The organism is Sorangium sp. KYC3313 (genome assembly GCF_052075895.1).
In the GTDB taxonomy this organism is placed as follows: domain Bacteria; phylum Myxococcota_A; class Polyangia; order Polyangiales; family Polyangiaceae; genus Sorangium; species Sorangium cellulosum_B.
On the sequence record NZ_CP197255.1, the window covers coordinates 6,951,710 to 6,968,530 of the forward strand.

General features: G+C 72.3%; 13 protein-coding genes. 10 read left to right on the forward strand and 3 right to left on the reverse strand.

Going from position 1 to position 16,821, the window contains the following annotated elements; translation table 11 throughout:
- Positions 1–27: 27 nt before the first annotated feature.
- The gene (locus ACSRUE_RS27020; RefSeq protein WP_441286098.1) at positions 28–2,487 is read left to right on the forward strand and encodes a hypothetical protein; all 2,460 of its coding nucleotides are present in this window, start codon (positions 28–30) and stop codon (positions 2,485–2,487) included.
- Between the two features lie 28 nt (positions 2,488–2,515).
- Here ACSRUE_RS27020 and ACSRUE_RS27025 read toward each other — a convergent pair whose 3' ends face one another.
- A complete protein-coding gene (locus tag ACSRUE_RS27025) occupies positions 2,516–3,070 on the reverse strand; it encodes an exonuclease domain-containing protein (protein WP_437767066.1) in 555 nt (184 codons plus the stop codon).
- 308 nt (positions 3,071–3,378) lie between these two features.
- Here ACSRUE_RS27025 and ACSRUE_RS27030 point away from each other — a divergent pair, with 308 nt between their 5' ends.
- Positions 3,379–4,446: a serine/threonine-protein kinase gene (locus tag ACSRUE_RS27030; RefSeq protein WP_441286099.1), complete on the forward strand. Its 1,068-nt coding sequence runs from the start codon at positions 3,379–3,381 to the stop codon at positions 4,444–4,446.
- Positions 4,447–4,599: 153 nt separating this feature from the next.
- On the forward strand, positions 4,600–5,166 hold the full coding sequence (locus ACSRUE_RS27035; RefSeq protein WP_437767068.1) for a hemerythrin domain-containing protein: 567 nt from the start codon (positions 4,600–4,602) through the stop codon (positions 5,164–5,166).
- Positions 5,167–5,300: 134 nt separating this feature from the next.
- Here the strand turns inward: ACSRUE_RS27035 and ACSRUE_RS27040 are convergent, their stop codons facing one another.
- Positions 5,301–5,684, reverse strand: a complete 384-nt coding sequence (locus ACSRUE_RS27040) for a DUF2752 domain-containing protein (RefSeq protein ID WP_441286100.1) — start codon at positions 5,682–5,684, stop codon at positions 5,301–5,303.
- A 93-nt stretch (positions 5,685–5,777) separates the two neighbouring features.
- Positions 5,778–7,079 carry a hypothetical protein gene (locus tag ACSRUE_RS27045; protein ID WP_441293202.1) on the reverse strand — a complete coding sequence of 434 codons (1,302 nt, stop codon included), beginning with the start codon at positions 7,077–7,079 and terminating at the stop codon, positions 5,778–5,780.
- Positions 7,080–7,783: 704 nt separating this feature from the next.
- On the opposite strand from ACSRUE_RS27045, the gene nuoE reads away from it, so the two are divergent.
- From nuoE to ACSRUE_RS27080, 7 genes are read left to right on the forward strand one after another with little or no spacing between them, the layout of a single operon-like run.
- Positions 7,784–8,266 (forward strand): NADH-quinone oxidoreductase subunit NuoE, encoded by a 483-nt coding sequence (gene nuoE, locus ACSRUE_RS27050; protein ID WP_441286101.1) that lies wholly within the window; start codon positions 7,784–7,786, stop codon positions 8,264–8,266.
- 4 nt (positions 8,267–8,270) lie between these two features.
- Positions 8,271–9,623, forward strand: a complete 1,353-nt coding sequence (nuoF, locus tag ACSRUE_RS27055; RefSeq protein WP_441286102.1) for an NADH-quinone oxidoreductase subunit NuoF — start codon at positions 8,271–8,273, stop codon at positions 9,621–9,623.
- Positions 9,620–10,258 (forward strand): NADH-quinone oxidoreductase subunit J family protein, encoded by a 639-nt coding sequence (locus ACSRUE_RS27060; RefSeq protein WP_441286103.1) that lies wholly within the window; start codon positions 9,620–9,622, stop codon positions 10,256–10,258. Before nuoF ends, ACSRUE_RS27060 begins: the two co-directional genes overlap by 4 nt.
- Positions 10,258–10,569 (forward strand): NADH-quinone oxidoreductase subunit NuoK, encoded by a 312-nt coding sequence (gene nuoK / locus ACSRUE_RS27065; protein WP_441286104.1) that lies wholly within the window; start codon positions 10,258–10,260, stop codon positions 10,567–10,569. Before ACSRUE_RS27060 ends, nuoK begins: the two co-directional genes overlap by 1 nt.
- A 1-nt stretch (position 10,570) precedes the next feature.
- Positions 10,571–13,135, forward strand: a complete 2,565-nt coding sequence (gene nuoL, locus ACSRUE_RS27070; RefSeq protein WP_441286105.1) for an NADH-quinone oxidoreductase subunit L — start codon at positions 10,571–10,573, stop codon at positions 13,133–13,135.
- Positions 13,132–15,132 carry a complex I subunit 4 family protein gene (locus ACSRUE_RS27075; RefSeq protein WP_441286106.1) on the forward strand — a complete coding sequence of 667 codons (2,001 nt, stop codon included), beginning with the start codon at positions 13,132–13,134 and terminating at the stop codon, positions 15,130–15,132. Before nuoL ends, ACSRUE_RS27075 begins: the two co-directional genes overlap by 4 nt.
- Positions 15,129–16,655: an NADH-quinone oxidoreductase subunit N gene (locus ACSRUE_RS27080; RefSeq protein ID WP_441286107.1), complete on the forward strand. Its 1,527-nt coding sequence runs from the start codon at positions 15,129–15,131 to the stop codon at positions 16,653–16,655. Before ACSRUE_RS27075 ends, ACSRUE_RS27080 begins: the two co-directional genes overlap by 4 nt.
- Positions 16,656–16,821: the final 166 nt, after the last annotated feature.

Genomic DNA, 16,821 nt, shown 5'->3' on the forward strand with positions numbered 1-16,821 from the left:
GCTTCGCGCTGTGGTAGGAGCGGGCCCATGCGGGTCCCCCAGCGGAGCGGCCTCTTCAGCGGCGTCGCAGCCCTCGCGTGCGCCTCGGTCCTGCTCGAGATCTCGCTCGCGCGGATCTACGCGGCGCTGTTCGGCGAGATCCACGCGTTCCTCGCGGTCTCGCTGTCGCTCGTCGGCGCGGGCGTGGGCGGCGCGCTGCTCTACGTCGTGCCGTCGCTCGCCCGCCCGCCGGCGCTCTTCGCCCGCATGGCGACCCTCGCCGCGCTCGCGTCGGGCGCGACCCTCGCCGCGGTCATCCTGCTCGCGCACCGCGAGCCCCTGTCCGTCCCCGCGCCTGGGTCGCTCCCGTGGCTCGCGCTGTGCTACGCGGCCTCCACGGTCCCGTTCGCGCTCGCGGGCCTCGCGCTCGCGGCCGCGATCCGGCACGCGGCGCCGGAGATGCCCCGGCTCTACCTGCTCGATCTCGTCGGCGGCGCGCTCGGCGGGCTCGCCGCGGCCGGCGCGCTCCGCGCGGGGGCGCCCCGCGCCGCGCTCGCGGCGGCGATCTTCTTCGCGGTGGCGGGCATCTTCTTCTACCTCGGGTCGCGCTGCTGCGAGGGCGAGGAGCGGGCGCCCGGCGGCCTCGTCGCCACGTTCGTGCTCGGCTCCTTCGTGCTGCTCGCCGGCGACGTCGGCGCCCCGTGGCTCCGGCTCGCCGGCATCCGCCGGGCGTCGCCCGACCGGACCGAGCACGAGGCCTGGACCGAGCGCTCTCTGATCTCCGTCGATCGACCGAAGGCCGGCGCGGCGCTGATGCGGCTCGGCGGCGCCGCGGCGAGCCCGATCCTCGACGCGAAGGCGACGCCCCCGCCGCAGCCCGAGGACATGGCGTACGCGCTGCACAAGGACCAGGGCCCCGCGCTCGTCGTCGGCGTCGGGGGCGGGCGCGACGTGCGCGCCGCGCTCAAGGCCGGGCAGAAGGACGTGGTCGCCGTCGAGGGCGACCGCGGCGTCCTCGAGGTGATGCGCGGGAGGTACGCCGCGTTCAGCGGCAACCTGTTCGACAAGCCCGAGGTCCACCTCGTGGTGGGCGACGGGCGGAGCTTCGCCAGGCGCACGCCGCTGCTCTTCAGGAACATCGTGATCCCGTCGGCCGACACGGTCGAAGCATCGACGACCGGCGCGCTCGCGCTCTCGGAGAGCCGGCTCCACACGCTGGAGGGCGTCGGGGACTTCCTTTCGCGCCTCCTGCCCGAAGGCACGCTCGTCCTTGCCCGCGCGGACGCGGACTTCGATCGGCTGCTCTCGCTCGTGACCGCGGCGCTGCGCCGCGCGGGCGTGGCCGCGCCGAAGGACCACCTCTTCGCGTGCAGCGCCGCGCAGAAGACCGCGCTGCTCGCCCGGCGCACGCCGCTCGCGCGCGAGGACGTCGACGCGCTCCGCCGCCACTGCCGCAAGCACAGGTTCTCGGAGGTCCTCGCCCCCGACCGCCCCGCGACCCCGGTCCGCAGCCTGCTCGTCGCGGCGGCCGCGCCCGCGGCGGCCGCGCGCGTCGCCGACGGCGCGGCCACGGAGGCCGATCTGACGCCGCCCACCGACGACAGGCCGTTCTTCGCGTACACCGTCCCGGCGCGCCGCCTGCCCGCGGTGCTCGGCGACGTCGGGGCCCTCCGCGCCGGGCACACCGCCCTCTTCGCGCTCGCGCTGCTGCTCGCCGTCGGCGCGGTCCTCTCCGCGCTCGGCGTGCTGCTCCCGGCGCTCGCCGCGCGCCGTCGGCGCGGGCACCTCGCGCCGCAGGACGCGCCCGCGTCGACCGCGTCGTCGGCGCCGCCCGCCCGAGCGCTCGCGTTCTTCGCCGCGATCGGCGCGGGGTTCGCGCTCGTCGAGCTCGCCGTGTTCCGGCACGGTCTCCTCCTGCTCGACCTGCCCGCGCACGAGCTCCCGGCCGTGCTCGTGATCCTCCTTGTCTCGGCCGGCGTGGGCGGCTACCTGACGGCCCGGGTGGCCCCGGGCGACGCGACGGCGGTCTCCGCGAGGGTGGCGGAGGCGCTCGCCGTGGCCGCGGCGCTCTCGGCGGTGGGCCTCGTGCCGCTCGCGCGGTGGGGCCTCGGGCTCGGGGCCTTCCCGCGCGCGATCCTCGCCATCGCGATCCTCGTGCCGTTCGGCGTGCTCGCGGGCTCGCTGGCGCCGCTCGGGGTCAAGATCGTGGACTCGGTCTCGTCGGCGCTGCTGCCGTGGTGCTGGGCGCTCTGCGCGTTCGCGGGCGCGACCGCGATGGCCCTCGGCGCCCTGTGCGCGCTGAACCTCGGCTACAGCGCCCTGCTGCTCGGCGCGGGCCTCGCTTACCTCCTCGCCGCGGCGACCGTGCCGCCCGCCGCGGCCGGGGCGACCGCCGCGGGAGACGACGCGCGAACGACGTCGTCCGGAGGCGCCGCCGCCGGCGAGCCACCGTCCCGGGACGCCGCAGGGGCGCAGCCCGTGGCCATCGAGGCGGCGCCGATCGCCTGAGCGCCCGGCGTCGCCGGCGCCGCCGGCGTCACCGCCGCGCGGCCAGCAGGAGGTGCGCGAGCAGGCCCGCGATGTTGTGGGCGTCGTCGATGCCCCGGTGGTGCGTGCCCGCGAGCGGCAGGCCGGCGCGCTCCAGGGCCTCGGCCATCCCCACCTCCCGCGACAGCGCGTGCGTCACCGCGAAGAGGCTCTTCACGTTGAGGTGGCTCGGCCCGAACGGGAGCGGCACGCCGCGCGACTGGCACTGCCGCTCGAACATGCGCCGGTCGTAGTCGCCGTAGCTCGCCCAGAGGCGATCCTGCGCCTTGAGCTCGCTCCGGAGCGTCGCGCACGCCTCCCTGAACGACACGCCCGCGTCGACATCCGCCTGCGTCAGCGTCGTGAGCGCCGTACAGAACGGGCTCACGCGCGAGCGCTCCGGGCGCACCAGGATCGAGCGCCGCTCCCGGCGCCGGCACGAGGCGACCTCCAGCGGGCACACGCCGATCTCGATGATCTCGTTCTCCTCGCCCGGCGGCGGGTCGCCGTCCCAGCAGGTCGCTTCCACGTCGATCACGAGAATGAGATCAAGACGCTTCGCCACGTCGTCGCCCCCGGCATGTAGTGAGGAGTGCGCCGCGAAGGTAACGGGGATCGGGACGCAATTTCTTTCAGGATTTTCCCGACCGTCCGGAAACGCCTTGGGCGGTTCGCTTCGTCCGGGCAAAAACTGAGTAGAAACGGGACATAAGCCGGAGGTGCACCCACACGTCGTTGGTCGTTTCGGCACCCAATCCGCTTGCTTGGCGGGCCTGGTCCATGGACACTCGTCAGGTAATTTCTGACGAGGTTCTCTACGTGGATCCTGGCTCCCAACTGCGTTGCTCCTCCGGTTTGGCCAGGGAGAGGTCCGTGATCGCTGAGGCGCTGCCTGACCCTGCCGACCCGGGCCGCGCTCCAGCCGAGGAGCGACGGCTGCCGCCTCGTTCCGGGATCGTCCGCCACGCGGGCCGCGAGCGGGGGGCGCCGAAGGGGCTCCCGCCGGGGCGTGGCGCCGGGGCGGTAGGCGGGATCACCACGGGGGCCCCGGCGTGTGGGCGGCTGGCCGTCGACCCGCTCGTCGGTCGTACAGAGCACGGACTGCACATCGAGCGGCTCATCGCCGAGGGGGGGATGGGCGCTGTGTACGCGGCCCGCCGCGCCGCGACGGGGGAGCCGGTCGCCCTCAAGGCGCTCCGGCGCGTGCACGCGGGGGACGCCGGGATCGAGAGCCGGTTCGCCCGCGAGGTGCGGCTCGCCCGCCGCATCGACCACCCGAACGTCTGCCCCGTGCTCGGCGAGGGGCGCCTCGAGGACGGGCGGCCGTTCTTCGTGATGCCGCTCTTCGACGGCGTGACGCTGAGCGAGGAGGTCCGGCAGCGCGGCCCCTTGCCGATCGGCCGCGCGCTCGCCCTCGCGGACCAGATCCTCGCCGGCCTCGCGGCGATGCACGCGGCGAAGGTCGTCCACCGCGACCTCCAGCCCGGCAACATCCTGCTCGTCCCCGGGGCGCGGGGCGCCGGGGCAGGGGAGGGCGCGACGACGGTCAAGCTCATCGATCTCGGCTTCGCGCACGAGCCCGGCGTCGACACGGGCGACGGCGTGACGCCGGACAGCCCCGGGTCGCTCGTCGGCACGCTGCTCTTCATGTCGCCGGAGCAGGCGATGCGGAGCCGCGCGATCACCGAGCGGAGCGACCTGTTCGCGGCCGCGCTGCTCATCTACTACGCCCTCTCGGGCAAGCTCCCCTTCCGGGGCCGGGGCGATCTCGACGTGCTCGTCGCGATCGTGCGGTCCGCGCCCGTGCCCCTCCGGCGGGAGCGCCGTGATGTCCCGCGCGTGCTCGACGAGGTGCTCTCGCGGGCCCTGTCCAAGCACCCCGACCGCCGCTTCCCCAGCGCCTCGGCGATGCGCGACGCCCTCTCCGGCGTGCCGGTGTAGCCAAGGCAGCGCTCCGCGCGCCCCGGCGCCGGCCCGCTCCTTGCCACGACGGTGCCGCCTGCACCGCGCCGCCCGGCACCGCGATCCGGGGCTGTGCACGCGCTGCTCAAGCGCGGCGGCGCGGGGCGGTGAGCTTCACGCGAGGGGAACCCCATGGACGCACTCGATCTCTTGGAGCAGCAGCATCTCGAAGTCAGCGCCCTGATGGCGCGCATCGCCGCCGAGCCCAGCCCGGGCCTCCGGACGGCGATGGTCGCGCAGCTCTCCCGGATGATCGACGCGCACGTACGCATCGAGGAGACGTACCTCTACCCGGTGTGTGCCGAGCGGATGGCCGGCGACAGGAAGCCGCTCCACGACGCGTACGAGAAGCACGGCCTCGCGCGCTTCGCGGCGGACAACCTGCTGCGCACGCGCGTGACCGATGTGCGCTTCGAGGCGCGCCTGCGGCTGCTGCGGGACATTTTCGCCCACCACGCCGACGAGGAGGAGGACATCCTGTTCCCCAAGGCGAAGCGGGGCCTGACGGACGAGCAGCTCGACGTGATCGGCAGCGATCTGGAGCGCGCTTACGAGGTGCTGCTGCGCGTCGGCGTGCCCGCGGGCGCCCCGCTCGCGCGCTCGGAGCGCGGCTGGCCCCGGCGCGGCGCCCACGCCGTGCGTGCCCTGCGCCCCGTGTCGCGGCGCCGCGGCGAAGCGCTCCGCGTCCGCGGCTGTTGATCCGCTTCGGATACGGGCCCATCTCGACGTTTTCGGTGCTCAGCGCACTGGAGTGCGCTTCCGCGCCGAAAACGCCGATCTGGACCCGTCTCCTGTGCGGGTGACCGTCGCTCTGTGCTGCAGGGGGCGACGCTCTAGACCGGGACGGGGCCGCCGAACGCGCCGAGGAAGCGCGCGATCCAGACGGCGAGCATCAGGACCGCCAGCGCGATGCCGAGCCGCGTGACCCACGCGCCCTGCACCCCCTCGGCGGCCGCGATGCGGCCGTCCTTCACGTAGATCGCCGCGTTGTACGCGAGCGCGGCGATCACGAGCGGCGCCATGACCGGGGAGAGCGGGTGGAGGCGCAGCGCGTCGGCCAGGTGGCCCTGCGCGAGGGCGAGCGTCGCGCGCGTGAGCCCGCAGCCGGGGCAGGGGTGGCGGGTGACGATCGCGAACGGGCAGAGCGGGGCGCCGCACGCGACGAGGAGCCCGAGCACCGCCGCCACGGTGCCGAGTCGCGCCGCGCGGCCGCGCACGTGCGCCGCGCTCCATCGGGACAGGGCCGACGGAGCGGGCGAACGGGCTTCGGTCGAGCTGGACGGCGACACGGCGGAGGACCGCGGCGCGGGTCAGGCGGCGTTCGGGTCCCAGACCTCGTTGAGGTCCTTCGCGAGGGCGTAGAGCGGGAGGAAGACGTAGAGCACGATGCCCTCGGCCTGCTGGTTGCGCGAGCCGGCCATCTGCTTGGCCCGGGTCACCTGCTCCGGCACCTTCACCCAGAGGAAGTAGTAGTTGAGGAACGGGACGAAGAGGTACCAGGGCTTGAACTCGGGGTCCTTCGTCGCCTGCTGGAGCTCGTTCAGCATCGCCCACATCTGCCAGAGGGCGTAGAGGAAGCAGACCATCCCGATCACGCACACCGTGACCGGATTGCGGATCTCACCCTTCGCGCCCGGGGCCATCGAGCCGCCGCCGCCGTACACGCCCAGGTTGCTGGCCGCCTGGCCGAACTGGCCGGGCGCCGACATCTGGGCGCCGCCGGGCGACCCGCCGTAGCCGGGATCGCTCACGCCCGGAGGGCTGCCGTAGCTGCCGCCGGGCGACCCGCCGTAGCCGCCGCCCGGAGGGCTGCCGTAGCTGCCGCCGGGCGACCCGCCGTAGCCGCCGCCCGGAGGGCTGCCGTAGCTGCCGCCCGGGGGGCTGCCGTAGCCGCCGCCCATCGGGTCCTGGCCCGGAGGCGGCCCGTACCCGCTGGCGCCGTGCTGCGGAGGCTGCCCGTAACCGGGAGACGCGCCGCCAGGAGGCTGCCCGTAGCCGGGCGGCTGCCCGTAACCAGGCGGCTGCCCGTAACCGGGCGGCTGCCCGTAGCCGGGAGGCGCGCCGCCGGGGCCGCCCATCGGGTCCTGACCCGGGGGCGGCCCGAAAGGATTCCCGCCCGGGCCGCCCTGAGGGGGCTGGCCGTAGCCGCCCTGAGGAGGCTGGCCGTAGCCGCCGGGCGGAGGAAACGCGCCGGGCGGCGCGCCCGCGGCCCCGCCCATGCCGCCGGGCGGCTGGCCCGGGGCGCCGTACCCGGGCATCTGGTCGATCGCCATGGTGCCGCCGAGCGGGTTCACGCCCTGGGGCTGCTGGCCGAACGGCGCATAGCCGCCGGACGGGCTCGCGGCCGCGCCGCCGAAGGCCGGGCCAGACGGCTGCTGCCCGCCGGGGGACGGCGAGCCGTAGCCCATCCCGGGAGGCGGCGGGGCAGGGGGAGGCCCCGCCGAAGCGCCGAGCCCCGCCGGCGGGACGCCGACCACCGTGCCGGCGAGGCCCTGCGGTGGGCTCGGGATCGCGGCCATGCCCGGCGGCGCTCCGGCAGGAGGCGCCGGAGGCGGAGGCGCCCCCGGCGCGCGCGGACCCGCCGCGCCCGCCCCGGAGGACGGCTGACTCATCAGCATGGTGCCTTTGAACTTCGGCGCGGCTGCGCTCTTCAGGTTGTAGCCGCACTTCGTGCACGTGGACGCCGTTTCCGAGTTTTGCGTCCCACAATTCGGACAGAACACGCACCACCTCCGGCGGGGGATTCGCTGCTACGGATGTCCGCGCCCCTGCGCGTCATAATCGGCGCCGAGGGTAGTTGAAGCGCGTTCCGGTTCTCAAGTGAAAGACGAAGAACGCTGCGGACTTCTCGGCAGGCTACGCGGTCTTCGTCAGAAAACCCAGGGAGTACCGCGTGGCCACGTGCTCCAGGCAGGGGCGGGGGCGGGTCGTGGCGGGGGGCCGCGTCTACGTCGACGTCTACGAGCACGGGCACCTCGCGGGGAGCCGTCCGGTTTCTGGGCAGCGGCAGGCTTTGTGTGGTCCGCTTTATGTTTCCCCCCGGCGCGCCTTGACAGTGACCACCGTCGCTCACTAGCGTGCCCGCGCCTCGGGACGGCTCCGTACGACGGACAACCGAATGCCCGGCCGCCGGTGCGCGGGGCTGTCCGCCTCCGGCAGGCGCCTCCAGATCGGAGGCGCACGAGGGTGCGCCCGGTCTGCCGGGCGGACCCTCGCTGACAGGGGCCCGCGTTGCGGGGTCCCGACTGCATGTGGAAGCGGGCACGCCGCGAGCGCGGCGCGCCCAGGGAGCCAGCGGACCGTGCCAACAGCCGACATGACCGAACAATTTGCTCTGACCGCCGAGCGGCGAACCGAGTTCGAGAAGATCCTCGCGCGCTACCCGAACCGCCAGGCCGCGTGCATCCCCGCGCTCCACCTCTGCCAGGAACAGGAGGGGTGGGTCTCCGAGCGGGTGCTCCGCTGGGTCGCCGAGCAGCTCGGCCTCTCGGCGGCGCACGTCCAGGGGGTCGCGACCTTCTACACGCTCTTCAACAAGGAGCCCGTCGGCAAGCACCAGGTCTGGGTCTGCCGGACGCTGAGCTGCGCGCTGAACGGCGCGGACCAGGTGCTCCACCACTGCGAGAAGCGGCTCGGGATCCACGCCGGCGAGACCACGAAGGACGGGAAGATCACGCTGCGCACAGCAGAGTGCCTCGCCTCGTGCGGCACCGCCCCGATGATGCAGGTCGATCGCGACTACCACGAGGGCCTCACGCTCGAGAAGGTGGACGCGATCCTCGATCGGTTGACGAGGTGACGAGATGCTCCGGCTGACGCGCTATCTGACCAAGAACTACGACACGCCCGACGGCCACAAGCTGTCCGTCTACGAGAAGGGCGGCGGCTACCAGCAGGCGAAGCGCGCCCTCGGGATGACGCGCGAGGCGCTCGTCGAGGAGATGAAGGCGGCGAACATCCGCGGCCGCGGCGGCGCCGGCTTCGCGATGGGCGTGAAGTGGAGCTTCATGCCGTGGCCCCCGAAGCCCGAGCGGCCGCACTACCTCGTCATCAACGCGGACGAGGGCGAGCCCGGCACCTTCAAGGACCGCACCCTGATGGAGAAGAACCCTCACGCCGTCGTCGAGGGGTGCATCATCGGGTGCTTCGGGATCGGCGCCCACGCCGCGTACATCTACGTGCGCGACGAGCTGCACCTCTCGAAGGCGCGGCTCTGGGGGGCCATCGAGGAGGCGCGCGCGAAGGGCTACCTCGGCAAGCGCCCGTTCGGGATCGACTACCCCGTCGAGGTCTACGTCCACACCGGCGCCGGCGCGTACATCTGCGGCGAGGAGACGTCGCTGCTCAACTCGCTCGAGGGCAAGCGCGGCGAGCCGCGGCTCAAGCCGCCGTTCCCCGCCCAGTTCGGCGCGTTCGGGATGCCGACGACCGTGAACAACCTGGAGACGATCGCGGCCGTGCCCACGGCGCTCGAGCTCGGGGGGGAGAACTTCTCGAAGCTCTCCTCGCTGCACCACCTGAAGGACGGCGGCTGCCGGCTCTTCGGCGTGAGCGGCCACGTGAACAACCCCGGGATCTTCGAGGCGGCCGTCGGGGTCACGCTCCGCGACCTCATCTACGAGTACGGCGGCGGCGTGAAGCACGGCAAGCTCCTCGGGGTCATCCCGGGCGGCTCGTCGTGCCCGATCCTGCGCGCCGACGAGGTCGTCAACGCGCCGAGCGACAAGTCGCCGCTCCACCCGTGGCACGGCCAGAGCGTGCTCGACGTGCCGCTCGGCGTGGACACGTTCCGCGCGCTCGGGACGATGCTCGGGACCTGCTGCGCCATCGTGCTCAGCGACAAGGCGTGCCCCGTCCTCGCGATGCACAACCTGATGCGCTTCTACCGCCACGAGTCGTGCGGCCAGTGCACGCCGTGCCGCGAGGGCAGCGCCTGGATCCACCGGATCCTCGATCGCATCGTGCACGGCGAGGGGACGATCGAGGAGCTCGATCGGCTGCACGAGATCGCCGACAACATCATGGGCAACACCATCTGCGCCTTCGGCGAGGGCACGGCGATGCCCGCGCTCGGCTTCCTCCGGAAGTTCCGCAAGGAGTTCGAGGCGTACATCCAGACCAAGGGCCGCTCGTCGACAGGGGTGCTCACGCCGTGAAAATCTTCGAGTTCGCCTTCTTCGGGCTGGCGTCGCTGCTCGTCCTGCTCGGCGGCCTGGCCACGGTCGCGGCCAGGAACCCGATCCGCGGCGCGATGGGCCTGCTCACGTCGATCGTCGGCATCGCGGGGCTCTACCTGATGCTCTCGGCGGAGTTCCTCGCCGCGATCCAGATCCTCGTGTACGCGGGCGCGGTCGTCATCCTCTTCCTCTTCGTGATCATGCTCCTCGGCCCGTCGGCGACGTCGCCGCGCGACGCCCGCACCGCGGTGCCGCGCTACGTGGGCGCCGGCGTCCTCGGGGCGAGCAGCATCGGCGCGCTCGCCCTGGTCGCGAGCGCGTCGAAGCCGGGGGTCGTGGCCGTCCCGGCCGCCCCCGAGTCGCTCGGGACCATCGAGGCGCTCGGGCACGAGCTGTTCACGAAGGGGATCGTGCCGTTCGAGCTCTCGGGCGCGCTGCTCCTCGTCGCCGTGATCGGCGCCGTCGCCGTCGCCCGCGGCAAGCAGGTCGACCCGACGCTGCTGCCCGCCGGCGAGGGCCCGGACACCGCGTCGCCCGAGCCGGGCGAGCAGGGGGCCGCGCAGCCGGGCGCCCTCGCGGGACACGCCACCCTGTCGGCGAAGGAGCCGCACTGATGATCTCCGTCCCCATCGAGTACTACCTCGTCGTCGCGGCGGTGCTGTTCCTGATCGGGTCGATGGGTTTCCTGCTGCGCAGGAACCTCATCGTCCTCCTGATGAGCATCGAGCTGATGCTCAACGCCGTGAACCTCACGCTCGTCGCGTACAACCGGGTGCACCCGCACGATCACGCCGGGCAGATCTTCACCTTCTTCGTCATCGCCATCGCGGCGGCGGAAGCCGCAGTCGGTCTCGCGATCGTGCTCGCGTTCTACCGCATCCGGAAGACGATGCGCTCGGACGACGCCGATCTCCTGAGGAGTTAGCGTGGAAGCCCTGAGAGTCTTATTCCCCGCGTCCGAGTTCGCGCTGCTCGCGGTCGTGCTCGGCCTGCCGGCGCTCGGCGCGTTCGTGAACGGCCTCTTCGGCAAGCGCCTCGGCAAGGACGCGGTCCGGCTGATGGCGCTCGCCGCGCTCGGCGGCGCCTTCCTGGCGGCCGTCACGACGTTCCTGATGCTGCCCCACGAGGGCGGCAAGCTCACCTGGACGGCCTGGCGCTGGTTCTCGATCACCGGCCGGATGGGCCAGTCGATCCCGATCGACGTCGCCTTCAGCGTCGACGGCCTGAGCGGGACGATGATCCTCGTCATCACCGGCGTCGGCTTCCTCATCCACCTCTACTCGTCCGCGTACATGCGCGAGGACCCGGGGTACTACCGGTTCTTCGCGTACCTGAACCTGTTCATCTTCTCGATGCTCGTGCTGATCATGGGCGACAACCTCGCCGTCCTCTTCGTGGGATGGGAGGGCGTCGGCATGTGCAGCTACCTGCTGATCGGGTTCTGGTTCAAGGACGACAAGAACGCGAGCGCAGGCAAGAAGGCGTTCGTCGTGAACCGCATCGGCGACTTCGGCCTCCTCGTGGCGATGGCGATGCTCGCCTACTACACGGGCACGCTGAACTTCGACGGCATCGCGGCGAACGCGGGCAACCTGCTCGCCGCGGTGAAGATCTGGCCGATCGGCAACATGTCGGCCGACACCGTGCCCGGCTTCCTGAGCTTCCTCATCCCGTCGCAGCCGGTGCTCGTGTACGCGGGGACGCTGACCGCGCTCGCGCTGTTCCTCGGCTGCGCCGGCAAGAGCGCGCAGATCCCGCTCTACGTCTGGCTGCCCGACGCGATGGCCGGCCCGACGCCGGTCTCCGCCCTGATCCACGCCGCGACGATGGTGACCGCGGGCGTCTACCTCGTGGCCCGGCTCTCGGCGGTGTTCGTGCTGTCGCCGTTCGCGATGGCGGTCGTCGCGGTGACCGGCGTGGCCACGGCGCTGTTCGCGGCCTCGATCGGGCTCTTCCAGAACGACCTGAAGAAGGTGCTCGCCTACTCCACGGTGAGCCAGCTCGGGTTCATGTTCATCGGCGTGGGCGTCGGCGCGTTCGCCGCCGGCTTCTTCCACGTGCTCACGCACGCCTTCTTCAAGGCCTGCCTCTTCCTCGGCGCCGGCTCGGTGATCCACGCGATGCACGCCCGCATCCACGACACCGACCAGTCCCAGGACATGCGCAACATGGGCGGCCTCAAGAACCACATGCCGCTGACGCGCTGGACCTTCCTCTTCGCGTGCCTCTCGATCGCGGGCTTCCCCGGGTTCGCCGGGTTCTGGTCGAAGGACGAGATCCTGTGGCGCGCCTTCTCCAGCCGGATCGAGTCGGTGTCGACGCGCGGGCAGCCGGTGTGGCAGTGGCCCGAGTGGCTCGGCCCGGCGATCTACTGGGTCGGCATCCTCGCCGCGACGATGACCGCGTTCTACATGTTCCGCGCGTACTTCCAGACGTTCCACGGAGAGTTCCGCGGCTGGACGATCGTGCGCGGCTGGAAGGACCCGCACCCGCACGGCCACCACGACGACCACCACGACCACGCGCACGGCGAGAAGCTCGAGGGCCCGGAGCCGCACGAGTCGCCGCTGCCGATGACGATCCCGCTGATCGTGCTCGGGGCGCTGTCGGTCTTCGCCGGCTTCCTCATGGCGGAGCCGCTCGTGCACCTCACCCACAACCACGCGTTCGCGCCGCTCGCGCACCTGCTCGAGCCGGTCTTCTCGCTGACGGAGCGGGCGGTGAAGGCGCGCGAGGGGGTGGAGGGGCTGCTCTTCCCGATGATGCTGCCCGGCGTCGCGGCGTGCTTCACCGGCATCTTCCTGGCGATGCTCGTGTACTGGAACAAGCGCGGCGAGCCCGAGCGGCGCTTCGCCGAGAGCTTCCCGGGGCTCTACCGGCTCATCTACGACAAGTGGCGGATCGACGAGCTCTACAACGCCACGGTGGTGGGCATGGTCGACGCGATCGCCGACATCTTCACGATGGCCGACAAGTGGATCATCGACGGCATCATCGCGAAGCTCTCCGCGGCGCTTGTCGGGTTCTTCGGCACGGTGCTGCGCGCGCTCCAGACGGGCCGCGTGCAGGTCTACGCCGCGTCGATGGTCGTCGGCCTCGCCGGCGTCGGCTGGTTCCTCGTCAAGCCGCACGCGGACGCGAACGTCGACGACGCGGAGCTGCGCCGGTCCGGCGAGGTGAGGCTCTCGGCGGCGCCGGGGCTCGGCTACCGGTACCGCTGGGAGGCGCCCGGCCTGCCGGCGCGCGACTTCTCCGAGGCGCCCGACGTCACGGTGAAGCTCGATCCCGGCGAGACCAAGGACGTCGTCCTCCGCGTGCGCAACGCGTTCGACCGCGAGGCGACCGAGACCTTCTCGTTCTCCAGGCCGGCGAGCCGCAAGACCCCCGCGGGCCCGACCACCATGCTGGGCTCGGACGTGCCCGCGCTGCCCCCGGGGGCGACCCCGGCGGAGCAGATCCATGACCTGATCCAGCCGAGAGGCCTGCAATGAGCGCGCTCGACCTCGTAACGCAGTACTGGCCGGCGCTCGCTGCCGGCGTCGTGGGAGCGATCCTCCCGCCGGGCGACGGGCAGGGCGCCGACGGCGCCCACGCCGGCGACGATCACCACGGCGACCACGGTGACGACCACCACGGCGACGGGCACGGCGAGGCCCACGCCGCCGCGGGGTACACCTCGTGGCAGCGGGCCGGCCTCGGGCTCATCGCCGCGCTCACGGTGCTCTTCGTGCAGTGGCTCTGGCCGTCCGGCGCCGCGGCGGAGGCGGCGGGAGCGGCGGGAGCGACAGACGAGTGGTCGTCGCTGCTCAACGTGCTCATCGGGCTGCCCTTCGTGGGCGCCGTCGCGGTGCTGTTCGTGCCGCGGCAGCTGCTCTCGCTGCTCCGGGGCTTCACGCTGGCCGTGCTCGGCGCGGGCTTCCTCGCGTCGCTGTGGCTGCTCACCGTGCCGATGACCGTGGGCTGGCACTTCCAGTCGATCAAGGAGTGGATCCCGTCGCTGGGCATCCGGTGGCACGTCGCGATCGACGGCATCAGCCTCTGGCTCGTCCTGCTGACGACGTTCATCGCGCCCATCGCGGCGTACGCGTCGTTCGGCTCGATCAAGAGCCGGATCAAGGAGCTCTGCTTCTGCCTCCTGTTCCTGCAGGGGGCGATGCTCGGCGCGTTCGTCGCGCTCGACCTGTTCCTGTTCTTCGTCTTCTGGGAGCTGATGCTGGTGCCGATGTTCGTGATGATCGGCATCTGGGGCGGCGTCGAGAAGATCAAGGCGGCGCTCAAGCTCTTCGTCTACACGATGGCGGGCTCGATGCTGATGCTCGCGGGCATCGTGTACCTCGTGTGGGCGAACCAGAAGCTCACGGGCGCCTACACGTTCGATTACCTCGCGCTGTCGCGCGTGGTGCTGCCCCGGGGCGCGCAGATGCTCTGCTTCTGGGCGTTCTCGATCGCGTTCTTCATCAAGGTGCCGATGTGGCCGGTGCACACGTGGCTGCCGGACGCCCACGTGCAGGCGCCGACCGGCGGCTCGGTGATCCTGGCCGCGGTGATGCTGAAGATCGGGACGTACGCGTACCTGCGCTTCTCGATGGGCCTCTTCCCCGGGCCGGCCTCCAGCCTCGCGGCCAACCTGGCCGGCATCGCGATCCTCGGCGGGGTGATCTACGGCGCGCTCGTCGCCTGGAAGCAGTCCGACGTGAAGCGCCTCGTGGCGTACTCGTCGGTCGCCCACCTGGGCTACGTGATGCTCGGGCTCTTCGGCGTCACGCCGAGCGGGATCCAGGGCGCGGTGATCCAGATGGTGAACCACGGCGTCTCCACCGGCGCGCTCTTCCTCCTCGTCGGCGTGATCTACGACCGCCGGCACACCCGTGAGGTCGCGGAGTTCGGCGGCCTGGCCAAGGTGATGCCGGTCTACGCGACGCTCTTCCTGATCGTGACGTTCGCCTCCGTCGGCGTGCCTGGCACGAACGGGTTCATCGGCGAGTTCATGATCATCATGGGGACCTACGCCTCCGAGCGCCTCGGGACGTTCAGCGGGATCCACACGATCGGCGCCGCGGCGGGCGTCATCCTCGCCGCCGTCTACATGCTGAGCGTGGTGCAGAAGATGTTCTTCGGGCCGCTCACGAACCCGAAGAACAAGCACCTGCCCGACGTGACGCCCCGCGAGGCCCTCGCGCTCGCGCCCCTGGTCCTCATGATCTTCGTGATCGGCCTGTTCCCTGCGATCTTCCTCGATCGGATGAAGGAGTCGGTCCTGTCCACTTACAACCAGTTCAAGGTCGTCTCCGGGCAGGCGATCCTCTTCGCGGACGAACGGAACGCGAAGCTGCTGCCCGAGGACACGTTCTCCCCCGCCTTCCTGAAGGGGGCGCCCTCGCCGGGATCCGGCGAGGGCGCGGCGGGGGCGGGTGAAGACGAGCAGGCTCGGCGCGATCGGGCGGCGGGCGGCGCGCTCGCGGCGCGCGCGGGGGAGGCGGCGCGATGATCCTCGGACCGTACATCGCGGTATCGCCGCTCATCGTCATCTCGCTCGGCGGCGCGCTGCTGATGCTCGCGGAGGCGTTCTCGCACCGCCGCGAGGAGTCGCACGAACGCCGCTCCGGCCCCTCGTCCGACATGGCGCTCGGGACCGCGATCACGCTCCTCGCCGGGGCGGTGTTCTCGGGCGCGGTCGGGTTCGTCGGCCCCGAGACGCTGGAGGGGTTCGACTCGCTCGCCCCGTACCTGGTCATGGACCGGTTCACGCTGTTCTTCTCCTTCGTGCTCTGCCTGGGCGGCGCGCTGGCGGCGCTGCTCGCCGGGGGGTACCTCCCGGAGCACCGGCTCGATCGCGGGGAGTTCTACCCGCTGCTGACCTTCTCGACGGTCGGGGCGATCATCCTCGCCGGCGCGGGGGATCTGCTGACGCTCTTCCTCGGCCTGGAGACGATGTCGCTCGGGGCGTACGCGCTGACCGGGTTCCGCCGGACGTCGCCGCGGAGCACCGAGGCGGCGATCAAGTACTTCCTGCTCGGCTCGTTCGCGGCGGCGCTGCTGCTGTACGGCGGCGCGCTGATCTACGGGGCGACGGGGCACACCGACCTCGCGGGGATCGGCGAGGTCATCGCGGGCGCGAAGGGGGCGGCGGCGCCGAACCCGGCGCTGCTGCTCATCGGTGCGGCTCTGGTGCTCGTCGGGCTCGCGTTCAAGGTGAGCGCGGTGCCGTTCCACATGTGGACGCCGGACGCGTACGAGGGCGCGCCGACGCCGGCCACGACGTTCATGGCGGTGGCGGTGAAGGGCGCGGCGTTCGCGACGCTCCTGCGGGTGCTGCTCGGGGCGTTCGGTGGCCCGGCGCTCTCGTCGTGGGCCGCGGGCTGGCCGCCGGCCGTGGCGGTGATGGCGCTGCTCACGATGACGGTCGCGAACCTCATCGCGGGCCGGCAGGAGTCGGTGAAGCGGATGCTCGCGTACTCGAGCATCGCGCACGCCGGGTACCTGCTCGTGGGCGTGGCGGCGACGGTGCGGGCGAGCGAGGACGCGCAGGCGAGCGTGATGTTCTACCTGCTCGTCTACACGGTCTCGACGGTCGGCGCCTTCGGCACGCTCATCCTCTGCGGCAGCCGTGGGGCCGAGGCGGTGAGCTACGAGGACCTCGCCGGCATCGGCAAGCGGCACCCGGTGGCGGCGCTCGCGTTCTCGCTCTTCCTGCTGTCGCTGGCCGGCGTGCCGCCGACCGCGGGCTTCTTCGGCAAGCTCTACATCGTCAAGGCGGCGATGGGCGCGGAGCTGTACACGCTGTCCGTGGCGCTGCTCCTCAACAGCGTGCTGTCGGCCTACTATTACCTGCGGGTGCTCGTGTACATGTACATGCGCGAGCCGGCCCCCGGCGCTCCGATCGCGCGGCCGATGCGCTCGGGCTACGTCAACGCGGCCCTGGTGGTGTCCGCGGTGCTCGTGATGGTCCTCGGCATCTGGCCGACGACCTCGCTCGGGATCGCCGTCCGCGCGGTCCTCGCCTCCCGCTAGAGCGGGGGCCCACCCGCTTCGGAGACGGGCCCACCTCGACGTTTTCGGTGCTCGGCGCACCGGAGTGCGCCTGTGCGCCGAAAACGCCGATCTGGGCCCGTCTCCTGTGCGGGTGAACCCCCGCTCGGCAACGCGGGTGCTGGCGCTGAGAAGAGCGCTGCCAACT